This window comes from Litoribrevibacter euphylliae (assembly GCF_042646085.1).
In the GTDB taxonomy this organism is placed as follows: Bacteria; Pseudomonadota; Gammaproteobacteria; order Pseudomonadales; family Litoribrevibacteraceae; genus Litoribrevibacter; species Litoribrevibacter euphylliae.
This window is the reverse complement of the sequence record NZ_JBHRSZ010000002.1, coordinates 1073081-1092449: the sequence shown is the minus strand read 5'-3', so window position 1 is coordinate 1092449 and position 19369 is coordinate 1073081. Positions and strand designations below refer to the sequence as shown.

14 protein-coding genes are annotated in these 19369 nt (G+C 45.8%); 8 read left to right on the top strand and 6 right to left on the bottom strand.

From position 1 onward, the window contains the following. Positions 1-67: 67 nt before the first annotated feature. Together ACFOEK_RS06595 and ACFOEK_RS06590 are read right to left on the bottom strand one after the other, a co-directional pair. The gene (locus tag ACFOEK_RS06595) at positions 68-2827 is read right to left on the bottom strand and encodes a DUF349 domain-containing protein (RefSeq protein WP_386717948.1); all 2760 of its coding nucleotides are present in this window, start codon (positions 2825-2827) and stop codon (positions 68-70) included. 220 nt (positions 2828-3047) lie between these two features. Continuing rightward, positions 3048-4010, bottom strand: a complete 963-nt coding sequence (locus ACFOEK_RS06590; protein ID WP_386717945.1) for a class 1 fructose-bisphosphatase — start codon at positions 4008-4010, stop codon at positions 3048-3050. Positions 4011-4257: 247 nt separating this feature from the next. Here ACFOEK_RS06590 and mpl point away from each other — a divergent pair, with 247 nt between their 5' ends. Further along, positions 4258-5625, top strand: a complete 1368-nt coding sequence (mpl, locus tag ACFOEK_RS06585; protein ID WP_386717942.1) for a UDP-N-acetylmuramate:L-alanyl-gamma-D-glutamyl-meso-diaminopimelate ligase — start codon at positions 4258-4260, stop codon at positions 5623-5625. A gap of 42 nt (positions 5626-5667) precedes the next feature. Further along, positions 5668-6312 (top strand): flavin prenyltransferase UbiX, encoded by a 645-nt coding sequence (locus ACFOEK_RS06580; protein ID WP_386717939.1) that lies wholly within the window; start codon positions 5668-5670, stop codon positions 6310-6312. A gap of 200 nt (positions 6313-6512) precedes the next feature. On the opposite strand, the gene ACFOEK_RS06575 is transcribed toward ACFOEK_RS06580, so the two are convergent. From ACFOEK_RS06575 to gatC, 4 genes are all read right to left on the bottom strand, one after another. Then, positions 6513-6701: a PA3496 family putative envelope integrity protein gene (locus tag ACFOEK_RS06575; RefSeq protein WP_386717936.1), complete on the bottom strand. Its 189-nt coding sequence runs from the start codon at positions 6699-6701 to the stop codon at positions 6513-6515. A 231-nt stretch (positions 6702-6932) separates the two neighbouring features. Further along, positions 6933-8384 carry an Asp-tRNA(Asn)/Glu-tRNA(Gln) amidotransferase subunit GatB gene (gene gatB, locus ACFOEK_RS06570; protein WP_386717933.1) on the bottom strand — a complete coding sequence of 484 codons (1452 nt, stop codon included), beginning with the start codon at positions 8382-8384 and terminating at the stop codon, positions 6933-6935. Positions 8385-8460: 76 nt separating this feature from the next. Next, positions 8461-9915 carry an Asp-tRNA(Asn)/Glu-tRNA(Gln) amidotransferase subunit GatA gene (gene gatA / locus ACFOEK_RS06565; RefSeq protein ID WP_386717930.1) on the bottom strand — a complete coding sequence of 485 codons (1455 nt, stop codon included), beginning with the start codon at positions 9913-9915 and terminating at the stop codon, positions 8461-8463. 78 nt (positions 9916-9993) lie between these two features. Next, complete coding sequence (gene gatC, locus ACFOEK_RS06560; RefSeq protein WP_386717927.1) at positions 9994-10281, bottom strand: Asp-tRNA(Asn)/Glu-tRNA(Gln) amidotransferase subunit GatC; 288 nt, start codon at positions 10279-10281, stop codon at positions 9994-9996. Positions 10282-10773: 492 nt separating this feature from the next. On the opposite strand from gatC, the gene ACFOEK_RS06555 reads away from it, so the two are divergent. The 6 genes from ACFOEK_RS06555 to ACFOEK_RS06530 all read left to right on the top strand — a co-directional run bounded on the left by ACFOEK_RS06555 (position 10774) and on the right by ACFOEK_RS06530 (position 19367). After that, the gene (locus tag ACFOEK_RS06555) at positions 10774-11817 is read left to right on the top strand and encodes a rod shape-determining protein (RefSeq protein ID WP_284380879.1); all 1044 of its coding nucleotides are present in this window, start codon (positions 10774-10776) and stop codon (positions 11815-11817) included. Between the two features lie 242 nt (positions 11818-12059). After that, on the top strand, positions 12060-12935 hold the full coding sequence (mreC, locus tag ACFOEK_RS06550) for a rod shape-determining protein MreC (protein WP_386717923.1): 876 nt from the start codon (positions 12060-12062) through the stop codon (positions 12933-12935). Continuing rightward, positions 12932-13423, top strand: coding sequence for a rod shape-determining protein MreD (mreD, locus tag ACFOEK_RS06545; protein ID WP_386717920.1), 492 nt, complete (start codon positions 12932-12934; stop codon positions 13421-13423). Before mreC ends, mreD begins: the two co-directional genes overlap by 4 nt. Positions 13424-13443: 20 nt before the next feature. Then, on the top strand, positions 13444-14040 hold the full coding sequence (locus ACFOEK_RS06540) for a Maf family protein (protein WP_386717917.1): 597 nt from the start codon (positions 13444-13446) through the stop codon (positions 14038-14040). Next, the gene (rng, locus tag ACFOEK_RS06535) at positions 14025-15527 is read left to right on the top strand and encodes a ribonuclease G (RefSeq protein ID WP_386717913.1); all 1503 of its coding nucleotides are present in this window, start codon (positions 14025-14027) and stop codon (positions 15525-15527) included. The genes ACFOEK_RS06540 and rng overlap by 16 nt, the downstream gene beginning before the upstream one ends. 6 nt (positions 15528-15533) lie before the next feature. Next, positions 15534-19367, top strand: coding sequence for a YhdP family phospholipid transporter (locus ACFOEK_RS06530; RefSeq protein ID WP_386717910.1), 3834 nt, complete (start codon positions 15534-15536; stop codon positions 19365-19367). The last annotated feature ends 2 nt before the right edge of the window (positions 19368-19369 follow it).

Sequence of the window (19369 nt, the reverse complement as noted above, 5' to 3'; positions counted from 1 at the left end):
CAAGAGTGACTTGATGAGGGGTCGCTGAATGCTGGAATGTGCGATTAACGATTATCTGTATTCAGCGTTATTTGTATTCAAGAGCAACCAAAAGACGATTCAAATACTCTTCAAAATTCTGAGTAGGAACGTCCAGGCTTAACCACTCTGCAAGCAGTGACGTGGTTGTTTCTTTGGTGTTATCCCCTGAATTCATGCCTCGTGACAGGCGCTCAACCTGAAGCGACATACGCAAGCTTTGATCGGCTTCTGGAGACGGTTTGTCAGCAATGATTTCACTGCGGATACACAGCTCACGAAGCTTCTCTTCGCTGGTTGGTTGTAAGCTGGACTTACCAGAAAGTAAGTTTTTCCAAGCACTTTCAAGTACATTGCCCAATTTATCGTCCTTGATGCCAATGGCTTGCCATTGCTGTGAGGCGTCCTCTTGAGATAATTCATTGGCGCTGGTGGCCTGATAAATTTTCAACTTCTCAATTAATGCCTCACCTTGTTGTGCTTTTTGGGCACGTTTCAGTTCAGACATACGTACTTTCACCTGATTACAGGCTTCACGGTAGTTTTGTTCCAGGCTTTCGTAGTGATCCTTTGGCAGACTACCGAGGTTGCCATAAGCGCCTTGCAGATCTCGTAATTGAGCGGCCAGTTCTTTCGCTTCGCTTGCGTCAGATGAGGCCAGTTGCTTGATTTGCTCAATAACATTGGTTGCTTCTTGCATGTTAGATGAGCGTTGATCTTGCTGTTCTTGCCATTGTTCAGAACGTTTGCCAAAGAGTTGATCGCAGACGGCGCGGAACTCTTTCCAAAGGTGCTGTTCTTGACGACGGTGGCAGATGCCAACCTGTTGCCATTTTTTCTGAAGCGCTTTGGCTTTGCCTGTGGCTTGTTTGAGATTCTCTTCCGACAGTAATTGCTTGGCTTCTTCCAGAAGTTCTTGCTTGATCTCAGTGTTAGCGTCACGTTCTGCTTTAATGCGGTCTTTCAGAAGATGCAGCGGCTGATCGAAACTGTCTTGGATCTTCTTCACTTCGGAACGATCAACCGGTGTCGCTTGTTTCCATTCTTCAATGGATTGCTTGTAAAGCTTATCAATCACTTTCCAATCGGCTTTTTCCCAGTTCACTTTTTCAACAAACTCGGTTAATTGTGTAATGATGGCTTTACGCGCTTCTAGGTTGTTTTCGCGCAATTGAGCAATTGATTCGAAGTAAGGCTTACAGCGCTCATTGACCTTCTCTGATGCGTCTTTGAATCGGTGCCACAGTGCTTGACCGTAGTTATTGTCGCCATAACCAAGACCTCGCCAGTCTTCTCGCGCTTGTTTTAGTTGGTTTGCCAGTGTTTCTAAAGGAAGCTCAGCTTCGACTAGGGATTCCATGCGCTCACACAGTTCTTCCAGCTTAGGAAGAACCGCATAGTCCTGCCAATCCTTCATTTCTTTAAACTTATACTGCAGCTGACGAAGGCGCTTGTTGACTTTGCGCTCGTTTGGCCAGCTGTGCATGAGCTCTTGAGCCTGACGCAAATTTTGGTAAATGCCTTTTAACGTACCCTGGGCAATCATGTCTTCGGCTTTCGAAAGCAACTCATCGGCCTGTTTGCAATCTTGTTTCAGGTTGCTGCGAACGCGACGCTGTTCTTTTTGAGCATCACCTAGTGCATTGTGTGCTTGGGTGAGCAATTCCGGTTCTTGTAATTCTGAAGGCCAGTTGAGTGTTCCGAGCAGTGTTTTCAGCTTACCAAGGTCAGGTGTTTCTTCGGCTAATAGCGCTTCTAAAACGGTTTTCTGTTCTTCCAGTGCTTCTTTGGCTTGGATGAACTGCTCAAGCGACTTACAAACACGCGAGTAGCGGTTTTCTAGAGATTTAGACGGTTTAGTAGTTTCACAGCTATCTTGCCAGCGGTTTGCTTGCGTTTTTAGCAGTGCGTTCAATGCAGGGCTGTTAAAGTCACCTTGCTCGATGATGCCATCTTGTTCTGTTTCAAGCAGTGTAACGGTCGCTTCTTGCTCTTCTTTGGCGTCTTTGTGAGCTTCTGCTTGCGCCTGTTTTTCGCTTTCTGCTTGATAATGATCAGCAATGATTTGCTTGCACTGATTGATCGCATTTTCGAACTGGGTGTGTTGTTCTGGTGTGGCGTTGACTTTGATTTTGTTCCAACGAGTATGAAGCGTATCTAACTTTGCTTCGCATAATGGCTGAAAAGGTAACTTGGCTTGCAGTTCTGCGGCTTCAATCGCCTGCATAATTTCCGCAGTCGCTTGCTGTTGTTTCTCTCGTTCTTGATGAAGTACGTTTAGCTTTTCACGAATGATTTTCTGACAGCCTTTGTCTTTACCTTTGATGGCTTTTTCCAGAGTCTCGAGAATTTTTTCATCGGTAATGGCTGACGCAGCTTGTTGACGAACCCCCGCAACTCGAGCCTGTTCAGTGATTCTGGCAAGCAGTTGCTGATCTTGCACTTGGGCTACGAGTTCGGTGATTGACGGTAAGTTCGGTAAAGTCACCACCAGTTCGGTAATCTGTTGCGGATCTTTGGGCCAGTTTTGTTTGTTGTCTGCAGAGAGTTCTTGGCTAAGACGTTCTTGAGCGAGTGTTTGAACTTCTTTGACATTGCTGTGACTTAATTCAATCAAATACTCTAACGAAGAGAACTGGTTGATGGCGGTGCGCTTTACAGTAGCGGAGCTATCGGTTGTTAGGACTTGAAGCAGGATGTCCTTTTGCTCAGGGCTTTGATCTGATAGTTGTGCAACGGCGTTATTTCTAACGTCTTCAGACTTATGTTGCCATTTTGGTTTGAATAATTGCTTTAAAAAGTTTGCCACAATGTCATCCTCAAGTGATTAGGCTGAGCAGAACCTCAGCGTCGAATCAAGCCAGAACTCATGCATGCTTTGTATTGTATATGCGCTTCCTGAAATTCATTCTGAAAGTGCATTGTGAGTTCTGGTCATTCGATAGAGTGGGTAGATAAGCAGTACTGATTTGAAGGTGTGTTCTAATCAATACTGCATTGAGTTTCTTACTATTTCAGAAATTAACAGCTTACTTGTGATAAGCCATTGCGCGCTCCACTTCCTCTTTCGAACCAAGGAAGACAGGAACTCGCTGGTGAATTTCTGAGGGTTGAACGTCTAGCATACGCTCTTTATCGGTACGACAAAGACCACCGGCTTGTTCTACCAAGAACGCCATTGGGTTGCCTTCGTACATCAAACGCAATTTACCTGCTTTATTTGGTTCACGGCTGTCCCATGGGTACATGAAGATACCGCCGCGAGTCAGAATGCGATGAACTTCCGCCACCATAGCTGCTACCCAGCGCATGTTGAAACGCTTGCCAATTGGACCTTCCTCACCGGCCAATAAATCTGCAACGTAATTCTGTACTGGTTCCGCCCAGAAACGTTGGTTTGACATATTAATGGCGAATTCTTTGGTTTGTTCTGGAATTTTTACGTCCGGAGTGGTGAGTAGGTATTCACCGACTGTGTTGTCCAAGGTCCACATGGATACGCCTTGGCCTGTGGTCATCACCAAAATGCTGGATGGCCCGTAAAGTACATAACCTGCGGCAATTTGTTGAGAACCGGCTTGTAGGAAATCTTCGTTTAGGTCGGATTTGCCCGTGGTTTTCATGATGGAGAAGATGGTGCCAACGGAAACGTTGATATCGATGTTCGATGAACCATCAAGCGGGTCGAAGGTCACCAAGTATTCACCTTCGTCATTGCCTTGTACTGCGAAATCTTCTTCTTCTGAGGCGATACCAAACACATGAGGAGATTGTTTCAAGGCATCTTTCAGTAGGTCGTTAGAGATTACGTCCAATTTCTTTTGAGTCTCGCCTTGAACGTTTTCGTGGTCGGTGGAACCCAGTATGCCAGCTAAAGCACCTTGCTGCAGTCTGAAAGAAATTTCCTTACTCGCTGACAGAATTCGTTGAATTACGTCAATAAGTGAGGCGTCACACCCTTGCTGCGTTAAGGCGTCTTTAATTGCGGTCATTAGCTATGCTCCAAACGATTAACCATAAAAAATTGCCGCTAATTCTATCTAAAAAAGGTTTTTTTTGCGACGAGAAAAGGCAAAGGTTATGCTGTATTGATGCTGCTTGTTCTGTTGCTATCGACAAGCGGTTGTCTTCAAATCGCTGCAGCTGTTGAGAAACTAAGCTCAGAGCAGAAACAGATTAACTATTCGTGATCGTACTAACCCATACGCTAAAAGGGCTAAACAAAAGGATGTTTCCAATATGCACATACACATTTTAGGAATTTGTGGCACTTTTATGGGCGGCTTAGCTCAGATTGCTAAACAGCTTGGGCATAAAGTGACAGGTTCGGATGCTAATGTGTATCCACCGATGAGTGATCAGTTGATTGCGGCAGGAATTGAATTAATTGAAGGCTTTGATGCGTCGCAATTGGACAGCAAACCGGATTTGGTGGTGATTGGTAATGCCATGAGTCGCGGTAATCCGTGTGTTGAACGCATTCTGAATGAAAACATTCCCTATACCTCCGGCCCGCAATGGCTAGGCGATCACCTGTTACGAGACAAGTGGGTCTTGTCCGTAGCAGGAACGCATGGCAAAACTACCACTTCGAGTATGCTTACTTGGGTGTTGGAATGTGCGGGTTTTGAGCCTGGTTTTTTAATTGGTGGTGTTCCTCAAAATTTTGGTATATCGGCTCGGGTAGGTAAGAGCGATTTCTTCGTGATCGAAGCGGATGAATACGACAGTGCGTTTTTTGATAAGCGCTCCAAGTTTGTTCATTACCATTCAAACACTCTACTGATTAATAACATCGAATTTGATCACGCGGACATCTTCCGTGATTTGGAAGCGGTTAAGACGCAGTTTCATCATGCGGTCAGAACTGTGCCTTCGAATGGCATGGTGATCTCGCAAGCGTCTGAAGCGAATGTTTTGGATGTGTTGTCGCGAGGATGCTGGAGTGATCAGAATACGATTGCTATTGATGGGCAGTCGGCGGATTGGCAAACGCTATTAGTGAATCCTGATGGTTCTGCCTTCGACGTATTGTTCCAAGGTGAGACAGTGGCACGAGTCGAGTGGGGCTTGTTGGGCATGCATAACGTGTCGAATGCGCTGGGTGTATTCGCGGCGGCTCGTAGCATAGGTATTCTGCCGGACGTAGTGGCGGACGCACTCGCCAGTTTTAAGAATGTTAAACGCCGCTTGGAAATCCGAGGGCAGGTGAATGGTGTGACGGTGTACGATGATTTTGCCCATCATCCAACCGCAATTCAGTTAACCCTTGAAGGGGTTCGCAGTCGTGTTGGTGAGCAGCCAATCATTGCTGTGTTGGAACCGAGATCGAACACTATGAAGATGGGGGTTCATAACGAGTTATTGGAATCCTGTGTCAGATCCGCAGATCGCAGCTATTGGTATCAAGCAGATAACCTCAAATATCAATTGTCGGACTTCTTAGGTGAGAAGCCCCATAATATCGTCACCAAAGACTTGGACGATTTGGTGTTGCAAGTGTGTGCGGCGGCTAAGCCGGGAACGCACATCGTTTGTATGAGTAACGGCAGTTTTGATGGGGTTCATCAGAAGTTATTAGATCAACTGGAACGTCTCCAGTCATAAAATTATCACTCGTCTCTTTTGAGATATAACGAAGAAGTTGAAATGCAATCTCAATTACAGCCTAAGAGCAAACCTCCTGTCACTGTTGCAATCACCGGAGCATCCGGGGTTCAGTACGGTATACGCCTTATTGAATGTTTATTTGCCGCAGAGGTGCCTGTTTTTTTGATGGTATCCAAAGCGGCACAAATGGTGATCACGACTGAAACCGATGAGAAGTGGCCTGCAAACCCAGAAGCTTTAAAACAGCACTTGGTTGAAAAATACAAAATAGACGGTGCTTTGCTTGAGGTGTTTGGGCGGGAGGACTGGTTGTCTCCTGTGGCCTCCGGTTCCAGTGGTCCTGGTCAGATGGTGATTTGTCCGTGCAGTACGGGCACTTTATCAGCGGTTGCATGCGGTGCCAGTAATAACCTAATCGAACGAGCAGCTGACGTTGTTCTTAAGGAACGAAAAAAACTCATCATGTTAGTTCGGGAGATGCCACTGTCGGATATTCATTTGGAGAATATGCTGAAGTTGAGTCGCATGGGAGCGGTAATCATGCCGGCGGCTCCGGGCTTTTATCATCAACCTAATTCGATTCAGGATATGGTGGACTTTGTAGTAGCTCGTATTCTGGATCAACTGGCCATTGATCAGCTAATGGTGCCTAAATGGGGCTATGTAACAGCGCATAAGGACTAATGACAGATTCTTAATGGATGTCAGAAGTTTCTCTTAGACGACTCTATGAATTTTTTATGAAAAGGCTGTTCTGCTCTTTATTGGTGCATTTTTGCAATGATTTTTGACCGATTGGTCTGTTATTTGGTGAGTTATTGGCTTTGAGAGTGTGGCCATAGGTAACAGGGTGTTACCTATGGTTTCTGATAATTTGGATGAAATTAGAGTTCGTCGAACCAAAATTCTTCAAGATCTTTGGTTAATTGCTTTTCCTCTTGATAGGCTTCGATATTTCTTCGTGCTGCTAACCGCTTCGCTGCTGTGTTCTTGCGGCCCCTGCGCCCTTTCTCTTTAGTGTCGTCTGATTTGGTGTTGTATTCTTCGATATAAAGTTCTTCTGCTGCGCCCATCCTGCAGTCTCCCTTGTTTCCCGTTTATAGTTTTGAGTTTCCTTAAGAACATCAAGATTATTGCAACTAGAATGCCAACACTGTGTTTCAAATTGTTGAACAAAAATTGAGCATTTGATGACAAGGAGGATTTATTGGAAGAAGAGGGGCGTGTATTTGGAGAAATAGGGGCGTAAAAAAGCCGGGAAATATCCCGGCTTAGTTCAGGTGCAGGCAATGCTCACTTAGTGTTTAACAAAGTGCATCCAGTTTCTGTTTTAGAACCTGGTTTACCTGCCCTGGGTTAGCGGCACCTTTCGAGGCTTTCATTACCTGACCTACGAAGAAGCCAACCATTTTACCGCGTTTGTCCGGCTCGGCGTTGACGTACTGCTCCACTTGTTGAGGGCAGTTGCTGATCACTTCATCTACGATGGCTTCAATGGCACCGGTGTCAGACACTTGTTTCAGACCTTTAGCGTCGATGATGTCATCAACAGAGCCTTCGCCATTCCAAAGGGCTTCAATCACGGTCTTTGCTGCTTTACTGGAGATGGTGTTGTCTTTCAGACGTGACAGCATGTCTGCCAGTTGTTCTGCAGAGACTGGGCTTTCCGTGATGTCTTTGTCATCCTGATTCAATAAGCGAGACAGTTCGCCCATTACCCAGTTAGCCGCAAGCTTCGCGTCATTGATCTTAACGTGTACTGTTTCAAAGTAGTCGGCCATCGCGCGACTGGCAGAGATAACAGAGGCGTCGTAATGACTCAAGCCCAGCTCATTCTGGAAGCGCTCACATTTCTGATCTGGCAGCTCTGGCAGCTTTGCACGAATTGATTCCACATAGTCTTCGGTAATGTGGATAGGCAGCAGATCCGGGCAAGGGAAATAGCGATAGTCATTGGCTACTTCCTTACTGCGCATAGAGCGGGTTTCGTTCTTATTAGCATCGTAAAGGCGGGTTTCTTGTACCACTTTGCCACCGTCTTCAATCAGATCAATCTGACGTTCGATTTCCGCATTAATGGCTTTTTCGATGAACTTGAACGAGTTTACGTTTTTGATCTCAGTACGGGTACCGAACTCTTCCTGACCTTTTGGTCGGATCGATACGTTACAGTCAGCACGCATAGAGCCTTGCGACATGTTGCCGTCAGACACATCCAAATATTGAACCAAAGAATGGATCTTTTTAACGTAAGCGACCGCTTCTTTAGCAGAGCGAATGTCTGGCTCAGATACGATTTCTAGCAGCGGTGTACCGGCACGGTTCAGGTCGATGCCTGACTGACCGTCGAAATCTTCGTGCAGCGATTTACCTGCGTCTTCTTCAAGGTGAGCACGGGTCACGCCAATGCGTTTTGTAGTGCCGTCTTCTAACTCAATGTCTACGTGGCCTATACCCACAATCGGGTAGTCCATCTGAGTGGTTTGATAGCCCTTAGGTAGATCCGGGTAGAAGTAGTTTTTACGATCGAAAGCCGACTTCATGCCGATCTCGGCATCAATGGCGAGACCAAAACGAACGCCTAATTCGATGGCCTTTTCGTTAACCACCGGCAAAACACCAGGCAAGCCCAAATCAACGGCACAGGCTTGAGTGTTTGGTTCGGCGCCAAAGGTTGTGCTGGCACCGGAGAATATTTTGGACTCGGTAGCAAGTTGAACGTGGATCTCCAGTCCAATAACCGTTTCCCATTCCATAATGTCTTCCTCTTACGTTGAGCAATTTGCAATGTCAGTTAAGTCACGCGGTGACGTGACATTCTGGTTCGAGCTGTTATGCAAACTGCTCAGGTGTTTTCTTGTGCCAATCGGTGGCTAACTGATACTTGTGACCAATGTTCAATAGTTTTGCTTCCTGGAAGTAGTTACCAATCAGCTGCAGGCCTGTTGGCATGCCGTCGGCGAAGCCAGCCGGAACGGTCAGTGCAGGTAGGCCCGCAAGGTTCACAGACAGAGTAAAGATGTCTTCCAGATACATGGTCACAGGGTCATTGGTCATTTCGCCCAACTTAAATGCGGTGGTTGGTGCCGTTGGACCAGCAATAACATCGACTTCGTTGAAGGCATTGGCAAAGTCGTTTTTGATCAGACGACGAACTTGCTGTGCTTTCTTGTAGTAAGCGTCATAGTAGCCAGCAGACAAAGCATAAGCACCAATCATAATGCGGCGCTTAACTTCATCTCCGAAGCCTTCACCACGGGAGCGCTTGTAGAGATCTTCCAGATTTTCCGGGTCTTCACAGCGATAGCCGTAACGAACACCATCAAAACGCGATAAGTTCGCAGAGGCTTCGGCCGGTGCAATCACGTAATAAGCAGGCACGGAAAGATTTGCTGTAGATAGGCTGATTTCTTTCAGAATCGCGCCTTGCTTTTCCAGTTCTTTGATGGAAGCTTCGATGGCCGCTTTCACCGAATCGTTAAGACCTTCAGCGAAGTACTCTTTCGGTAGACCAATTTTTAGGCCTTCAAGACCGTTATTTAGACCTGCAGTGTAGTCTTCTACCGGTTGATCCATGGAGGTGGAATCTTTCAGGTCCAGTCCGGCCATGGTGTTCAACAGCATGGCTGCGTCTTCTGCAGTTTGTGCCATTGGGCCTGCTTGGTCCAAGCTTGATGCGAAGGCGATCATGCCCCAACGGCTAACTCGACCGTAAGTTGGTTTAAGGCCTGTGATGTTACACATTGAAGCGGGCTGGCGAATAGAACCGCCAGTGTCGGTACCTGTTGCAATCGGCGCAAGACGTGCTGCGACGGCAGCGGCCGAACCACCCGATGAGCCACCCGGAATTTTCTCTAGATCCCAAGGGTTATGACATGCCCCATAAAAGCTGGATTCGTTGGTTGAACCCATGGCAAATTCGTCCATGTTGGTTTTGCCCAGCATCACCAAACCGGCGTCGTTACATTTTTGAGTTACGGTAGATTCATACGGCGCAATGAAGTTATCCAGCATTTTAGAACCGCAGCTGGTTTTAACGCCTTCCGTACAGAAGATGTCTTTATGAGCAATCGGAATGCCGGTCAGCTGGCTGGCGTTGCCTGCCGAACGAAGTTGATCGGCTTGTTTGGCTTGAGCTAAAGCCTGTTCTTCTGTGGTGGTGATAAATGCGTTGGTTTTATCATCCAAAGATTTAATTCTGTTTAGGTAGTGAGTGGTTAGCTCAACACTGGAGAAGTCCCCAGATTCAAGGCCTTGAGCTAACTCGGCAAGCGTTTTGTTATGCATACATTGTTTCCAATCAAACGTAAAAAAATTGCGCATCCGTTGTATCGATGCGAAGTCTTGTTTGGTTCTTGGTTTACATTATTCGATAACTTTTGGTACCAGGAACAAGCCTTGATCCGCACTTGGGGCGTTCTTTTGGAAATGCTCGCGTTGGTTAGTTTCGGTTACCTGATCGGGTCTAAGACGCTGGGTTGCATCCAGAGGGTTCGCCAGTGGCTCAACACCGTCTGTATCTGCGGCTTGCAGTTGGTCAACTAAATCAAGAATGCTGGAGAGGTTTTCCGCATATTGATCCATCTGAGCTGGTTCTATTTTTAAACGTGCCAGCTCTGCAATCTTTGCCACCTGATCGTGGTCAATGCTCATCTCTTGCTCCTATGGATGAATGTATTCAACGGTCATCGGTTGTTATACCGGCCCGACTCGTATTGAGTGTCTGATATTTAAGGCCAGAATAGACAGGAAACAAGGTCAGTCTTAAGAAAACTTGCCTTTAGCCGATGAGTGTTGTGTATATAGGTTGTTTTAGGCACTTCAAGCGTTGCAGCTTTGCCTGAATACTCATGTCAGCAAACTATATGATGTATCCAGAGAAAGTGCGAGGGGTCTGTGCTTTGCAAATAAACTTGGTATTCTAGGTGAAATTCGACTACAAAATACATAGCTGCAAGGAATATTAATTAAAACAACAACAAAAGATGCTGTTTTAGCTTTATTATGGCTTGCTCTGGCGTTAGCTGGTTGATACAGTTTGTTTCAATTTTTTTCGATATATAGTGGGCGTCATTCCATCCTTATTTGGTAGCATCGGACGTTATCGATAATCTCACTTTATGGCATAAGAGCGTTAAGGCGAATATGAGTCTTTTTAAGAAAATCCGCGGGATGTTTTCCAGCGATCTCTCCATTGATTTAGGAACAGCAAACACTTTGATTTATGTACGTGGTCAGGGTGTTATTCTAGATGAACCGTCGGTTGTGGCGATTCGAAATCACAACGGTAAGAAAACAGTCGCAGCAGTCGGTACCGACGCAAAACGCATGCTGGGGCGCACACCCGAAAATATCACTGCAATTCGTCCGATGAAAGATGGCGTCATTGCGGACTTTCATGTGACTGAGCGTATGCTTCAGTTCTTCATTAATAAAGTTCATGAAAACAGCATGATTAGCCCAAGCCCACGAGTGCTGGTTTGTGTGCCATGCAAAGCGACTCAGGTAGAGCGTAAGGCGATTAAAGAGTCAGTTCAGGGCGCTGGTGCTCGTGAGGTTTATTTGATTGATGAGCCAATGGCGGCTGCTATTGGTGCAGGTCTTCCGGTGGAGGAAGCGAACGGTTCGATGGTGGTTGATATCGGTGGTGGTACCACTGAAATCGCGATCATTTCGTTGAACGGTATAGTGTATGCGGATTCCGTCAAAGTTGGTGGTGACCGTTTTGATGATGCAATAGTGACTTATGTTCGTCGTAACTATGGTTCTTTGATCGGTGATTCAACGGCTGAACGCATCAAACAGGAAATCGGTTCTGCTTTCCCTGGCGGTGTGGTACGTGAGATCGATGTACGCGGTCGCAACTTGGCTGAAGGTGTTCCTCGCAGCTTTACGTTGAACAGTGATGAAATTCTAGAAGCTCTACAAGAAGCTTTATCTCAAATCGTTCAAGCGGTGAAGAGTGCGCTTGAACAGTGTCCGCCTGAATTGGCTTCAGATATCGCTGATCGCGGTATTGTGTTGACTGGTGGTGGTGCTATGTTGCGTGATCTGGATAAGTTGATTACGCATGAAACAGGCCTACCAGTGATCGTTGCTGAAGATCCTCTGACCTGTGTGGCTCGTGGTGGCGGTATGGCATTGGAAATGATGGACAAACAGTCGTTTTCTCTTTTAGCGGGTGAATAGCTACTAGACGACAGGCTGGTGATTGTTCTGTAGTGGCGATTTAGACCGCTACAAAGATTAAAAGCCGTTTGCAGTTTACTGTAAACGGCTTTGCTGTTTTATCACTTATAGGAAATGGATCTGCAAATGCGGTTGTCTGGCTTTTTCATGCAGGCTAGCCAGCGTTAAATATTAATTGGTATGGTAGCTGGCTATGCTAATTAGTATTATTTAGCAGAATTTCCACGGGACTTTATGGCTTCATGAAATCGATTTTTAGTTCGGGTTCGTCTGTGTATATGCGACTTGTCATAGTCGCGCTCTTGTCTGCTGTCCTGATTTTGATCGATAAGACGACTAATTGGTTAGACCCGGCAAAGCGAGTGATTGGGTTGACCACCATTCCTTTCTATCATCTTTTAGACATTCCTTATGAAACCGCTGAAGTGGTGGATGACATGCTGACCAGTCGTGCGGATCTCATCGAGATGAATCGCAAGCTGATGTCAGAAAACGTTATTCTTAAAAAGAATATGCAGCGTATGGCGGCTTTGACAGCAGAAAATATTCGCCTAAGGGAAACGTTGGGAGGCTCTAAACGAGTAGACGTTGATCATATGCTGACTGAGGTGGTGAGTGTTGATCCTGATCCTTTTGTTCACCGGACGGTCGTTGACGTAGGCTTGAATCAAGGCGTACAAGAGGGCTGGCCGGTCATTGATGCAAAAGGATTGATCGGTCAGGTGGTTGAAGTGGGTTATAACTATTCGCGTGTGTTGTTGATTACCGACAGTACTCATGCTGTCCCTGTGGAAGTTATTCGAAACGGCACGCGAGCAATTGCCGTTGGTACCGGTGATATTACGGAATTAAAGCTGATTTATGTGGCCGATACCGCGGATGTGGTCGAAGGTGATCTACTCATTACATCCGGGCTGGGTGGTAAGTTTCCGCAAGGCTATCCGGTGGCCAGAGTGTCTTCGGTTTATCATGATCCGGGAAGGCCTTATGCGTTAGTAAAAGCATTGCCTGTGTCGGAATTAGATAGAAGCCGTCAATGGTTGCTTCTAAAAACTCCGAAAATTAAGCCTTTGGAAGATATTCAGATGGCACGCGAGGCGTCTGAGGAGACACCATGAATGACAGTGTCCCAAAGAATTGGCATTGGCCGTTTTATCTAGGCATTTTTTGCGCTTTGTTGTTGGAGTTGTGGCCGTTACCTGACTGGTTGGCTGTGGCCAGACCCGAGTGGATGGCGTTGATCTTAATTTTCTGGGTGTTATTCCTCCCCTATAAAGTCGGCATTGTTAGCTGCTGGGTTGCAGGTTTGGTCGTGGATATCTTTAAAGGGGATTATTTAGGATTAAACGCCATTAAATACGCTGTGATTGCCTACTTATGTTTGGTGTTGTATCAGCGCATGCGAATGTTCAATCTGTTCCAGCAATCGATGATGGTGTTTTTGATGCTGGGGCTAACGAAATTAATGAGCTATTGGTGGCAAGAGCGTGTAGGTTCAGTCTCTGATGTCTTATGGTTTTTGTTGCCTTCGTTGGTCAGCGCACTTTTGTGGCCTTCCATGTACCATATGATTCGCCGTTTGAATCTCAGATGGCACATCCAGTAATGCGTTAGTGGATCATCTTGATGAAATTAATACTGGCTTCACAATCGCCACGCCGAAGAGAGTTACTCGGGCAGTTAGGCGTTTCCTTTGAATGCTGTCCTGCTGATATTGATGAAACTCCTCTGAATAATGAATTCCCGGATGCCTATGTAATTCGTATGGCGATGGAGAAAGCTCAAGTGGTTGCTGCTGTGAACCCTAGCTCTTGGGTGTTGGGCTCGGATACCAGTGTCATCGTGGATGGACAGATCTTGGGTAAACCTGAATCAAAAGAGCATGGCACCGACATGCTTCTTTCGTTGTCGAATAGAACGCATGAGGTATTAACCGCGGTTGCGTTAGTGGCTGTGGATGAGTCAAATCAACATTCACGTCATTGTTTGGTTAAAACGCAAGTGTCTTTCCGTGAAATATCTCAGCAAATGGCAGAGGCCTATTGGCATACTCAGGAGCCAGCGGATAAGGCGGGAGCCTATGGCATTCAAGGATTGGGCGGAATGTTGGTACGCTCAATTACCGGCAGCTACAGTTCTGTGGTGGGATTACCGCTTGCTGAAACTGCAGACTTGCTTATGGATATTGGAATAAAAGGATGGTGGTCATGGCCGCAGGAATAAAGAACGGCGAAATTTTGGTGAACGTAACACCTGTGGAAACTCGAGTTGCTGTGGTTGAAAACGGTATGCTCCAGGAAGTTTACATTGAACGGAGCAATACTCGAGGCATTGTTGGCAACATCTACAAAGGGAAGGTTGTTCGCGTGTTGCCCGGTATGCAGGCCGCTTTTGTTGATATAGGTTTGGAGCGTGCGGCGTTTATTCATGCAGCGGACGTTAATTTGCCTCCCAAAAATTCAGAATTTGCTAAGCAAAATCCGGATCACATCAGTGCTTTATTGAATGAAGGTGAAGAAATTGTTGTTCAGGTCACCAAAGACCCGATTGGCACCAAAGGTGCTCGCCTAACGACTCGCATATCTATTCCGTCCCGATATTTGGTGTATATGCCGGAAAACGAACATGTGGGGATATCCCAGAGAATTGAAGATGAAGAAGAACGGGATCGCTTAAGAGCAATTGTGAGTGACGCCATTGAAGAAGATGTGGCGGACGGAACGGCAAACCCGGATGGTTTTATTCTTCGAACGGCGGCGGATGGGGTGCCAGAAGAAGACATTCTGACCGACGTAAACTTTCTTCGTCGCTTGTGGGGGTACATTGGTGCAAGCATGACCAATGTGAAGGCACCGGCTTTGATTTTTGAAGATCTGCCTTTGTATAAGCGTGCGTTACGTGATCTGGTGCGACCGAACATTGAAAAGATTCGTATTGACTCAAATGAGACGTACCAAAAGTCCATTCAGTTTTCAGAAAAGTATGTTCCTGAGGTAGTAAGCCAGTTGGAGTACTATCCTGGAGAAAGGCCGATTTTCGATCTCTATGGTGTTGAAGATGAGTTGCAGCGTGCCTTGACTCGAAAAGTACCGCTGAAATCCGGTGGTTATATCATCATTGATCAAACAGAAGCGATGACCACGGTTGATGTAAATACCGGTGGTTTTGTAGGACATCGTAATCTCGAAGAAACCATTTTTAAAACCAATCTTGAAGCCGCAACAGCGATTGGTCGTCAGCTCCGACTCAGGAATCTTGGTGGTATCGTTATTCTTGATTTTATTGATATGGAAGACACTGAACACCAACGCCAAGTCCTTCGTATGTTAGAAAAACAGCTTGAGAAGGATCATGCGAAAACTAAGATCAGTGGTGTTTCTGAGCTTGGTTTGGTGGAGTTGACTCGCAAACGAACGCGAGAAAGTCTAGGGCAGTTGTTAACCGAGTCTTGTTCTTCTTGTGACGGACGAGGCACCTTGAAAACGGCTGAAACCGTGTGCTATGAAATATTTCGAGAGATCATGCGGGAATCTAGAGCTTATGGAAGTACCGGCTATATGGTGCTGGCATCACAGCCTGTCGTGGATATGCTATTGGATGAGGAGTCGGCCAGTGTTGCTGACCTTGAGGAGTTCATTGGGACGCCGATACAGTTTCAAGTGGAACCTGGTTACTCACAAGAACAGTTTGATGTGGTGCTGTTAGGTTAACGCATTATGGCGCTTCCATTATCGACCCTGCTTCGCAAAATAGAGCTTTGGCTTTGGCGGCTGTTTTTTGTGTGCGCAATTGTTTTCATGGTGACCTGGTCGCTAGCGCAGGTCATGCTCTGGGGATACAACCATTACAGCAAAGACATCGAGTTTTGGTTGGAAACCCAATCCGGTTATGACTTGGTGTTTTCCAGTTCTCATAATCAGATGTCCGGGTTGAATCCTCTGTTGTCGTTTTCTGATTTAAAGGTCATTAATACGGAATCAGATAAGCCTCTGGCTGAAGTCAAAAATCTATTAATTGAACTTAATACCTTAAAGTCGTTATTTTACTTCCGGCCAGTGTTTGATGAGTTTGTCATTGATTCACTGGAAATGACGGTTCGACAACAAGATGACTTGTCATGGTCATTAGACGGTCTCTACAAAGATAACTCTCAGATCAGCAGTGATGATACTTTGGCCCTTAATCGGTGGGTCGATATTCTCTTCTATCAGGGCAATATTGATCTGAGAGATGCGGTCATTCACCTTTATCAGGCTGATGAAGCCTTTGATCGCCCCTTGAAACTCGATGTCTTGGTCTCAAAGCGTGGCGATTACACTCAGATGGAAGGGGAGATTCAAGGCGAGCGTAACCCTATAGATCTTTCGTTTCGAGGTGAGGCGTTTCAACTGCCGGGCGAACCTTCATTCAATTTCGACATATTTGTCGATGTTGAAGACTTGGACTCCTTAGATTGGGCTCAGAGTTTTCAATTGACTGAAGCCTATCGATTGGATCGGTTAGCGACCTCGTTTCAAGTATGGCTGAATTGGAACTACCAAGGCGCGAACTTTGTTGTCGAGTCTGAAGTTTCTGATTTGTCCTTGTTTAAACAAGACGATCAACGCGCTTTGGATATTGAGACTCAGCGCTTCTATGTGAGCGGTGAATTCTCAGACAGCTATTGCTCTATCAATCTTCCTTCCGCGAAAACTCGATTTAATGGAGAGGACTATACAACCAGTCCTCATCGCCTGTTATGCGACTACTTAGGAAACTGGTGGTGGACCACCCCGAGTGTTGATCTTGAAAAAGTTAACAGTATGTTAACTTGGCTTCCCAATTCATTTGAAAAACTGAAAGAAAATCTTAGCACGTTGGCGCCTACTGGGCTGATGTCTTATCCGGTGCTGTGGTTCAACACCAATGGTGACATTCGGTTTGAAAGCAAGTTGAAGGATATTTCAGTCCAGCCGTGGGAAGGTGTCCCAGGAATGGATGGGTTGAATGGACGTTTAGTCGTGGAAGAGAGTCAGGGTTACTTTGATTTTTCTGCTACTGATACAGTGATGGTTTACCCAGATATTTTTGCTAAAAACCATGCGTTCAATTCTGTCGAAGGTCGAGTGGATTGGTGGCTTGATCAGGATAATCTTCGAGTATACAGCCCTGCCTTGGCGATTAACTCTGAGCTTGTTGATGTTTCGCTTGGTTTTGCGTTTGAATGGGAATTTGTCTCTGATGAGGCGCGGTTAGCGTTGGATATTGCTGCATCGAAGGTTGAAAAAGGGGAATTGATTAACTTTCTTCCTATCGATCTGGATAAAGAACTTTTGGGGTGGATGGGAAGTGCGTTAACAGATACAGAGGTCTCTGATGGGCGTGTTCTATTGACGATGACCATTGATCCAGCGGGACCTGTTACTGATACCCTGCAAGTGGCTACACAGGCCAGAGGGGATCGGTTAGTTTTTGATAAAGAATGGCCGAGTGTTGATAATTTTTCAGGCCATTTTGAAATTAATAATCAGGACTTAATTGCGAATGTTTCAGGTTACTCATTAGGAAATCCCATTGAAGACTTAAGTGTTGTGTATCCTAACATGTGGACTAAAGACGCTTATGATATTGATGTTGCACTGAGTTCACGATCGTTATTGTCTCGCTATATGCGCTTTGTCGAGCAAAGCCCACTCAAGTCTACGGTTGGTAAAGCGTTGAGTGACTGGTCAATCGAAGGGGAAGCGGTTGTATTGGGTGAATTTCGTTTCGATTTATCCAGTAATGATGTGAAGAAAATTAATTTTGAAGTCTTCCCGCAGAAAGCAAGTGTTCAGTTACCTGATTTACCCAGAGTGGATCAGGTACAGGGAGAAATTTCATACAGTGATGATCAGCAACTTCGTGTTAAAGATCTCTCAGGTAGATCGTTGAATGGGCCGGTGTATTTCACTCTGGAATCACAGTCTGATACGTACCACTTGAAAGGACGGGGAACGGCTGAGGTTCCTTCATTGTTGGCTTGGCAGTCATTGCCGAAGCATTTAAATGATTACTTGTCTGGTACCGTTGATTACTACTTTAATGGTGTTATTGGTGAAGACGACAATTACACGTTTAATCTCCACTCTAATCTAAAAGGCGTTACGTCGTCTTTGCCTTACCCTTTGACCAAAGATGATGAGGATCAGTCAACGATCTTTGTTTATCAAGCTAAATCTAATAAAGGTGAACAAAGTCATTCGGTTGATGTTGGAGCACTGAATATTGATTACGAGTCTCAGCCTAACACGGGTAAAGAACGAACGGTTGTGTCTTTTGGAAAGCTTCCCAAAGAATCCCGAGTACCTGACCAAGGGACATTTTTGTTTGCTCGATTGACTAAGTTGGATTTTAAAGCTTGGGCGAAAGCTTTAGAGGGAATTAAAACCGGGGATGATGGCAAAGCACCGTCCATCTATGCGGATGTCATGATTCAAAAGGCCTCCTTAGGTGACATGCTTTTTGATGATCTCTCTATTAGCAGCAGTTCTTCTTATCTTGGGCATCGTGTCGCTTTACGTTCACGACAGGTTGCCGGGACGATTCGTTTTCCGAGAGCACAAGGCGTTGTTGATGTTGATTTGGACTACCTGATTCTGCCGGCGGCAGACAAAGCAACCCCTTCCAAAACTGAGTCCATCGAAAAGCTGACGGAAGAAAAACGGGCTGCTGATCCACTCGAAGAACTAAATCCAGTCGATTTCCCTGAAGCGGCGATTAAAATCAGTCGCTTGAAGCAGGGCAATAAAGAATTAGGGTTTTGGCGAACCCGCCTGGAGCCTGTAAAAAATGGTGTGTTATTAAGTGTGGATGAATCCAACTTGATGGGGATTTCAACCACTGGGAAAGTTGTTTGGACTTACATTAATAATAAGCATACGACTTACGTTGATAGCAAATTAGCCGTTTCAGATATTCGTAGCGTCTTTAAAAAGCTAGGCTATGAGCCATCGTTTGAGGCAAAAAAGGTCGAGCTGAATACCATTGCTTATTGGCAGGGCAGTCCTGCGGCATTTGATCATTTACAGACGCAAGGCATCATAGACATCAATATTGAAGATGGGCAGTTTCTGAATGTTTCCAATACTGCCAGCCCATTAAAGGTTTTAGGCTTATTTAATTTGAGTTCTTTGGGCCGACGATTAAAGCTCGACTTTAGCGATGTCTATTCTTCTGGTTTGGCGTTTGATGAGATCTCTGGGGTGATGTCGATTAATGGCCCCGTTATGGATATTGATGAAGCCGTAGAGATTACTGGGCCTAGTGCAAACATCAGCCTTATTGGTGCTACCAATATGAAAGAAGAAACGCTTGATATGCAAATGCGTCTTTCTATACCTGTAAGTGGAACATTACCGTGGGCGGTTGTGGTCGCCGGAGTCAATCCTTTAATTGGCGGTATCATGCTATTGGGGCAAGGCGTGTGGGGCGGTGTAGTTGATCAGTTTACTGGGGTGAATTATCAAATTTCAGGTTCTTGGGAAGAGCCTGTGATGGAAGCAACTTCAAAAGTTGGCCCGAACAATTAGTG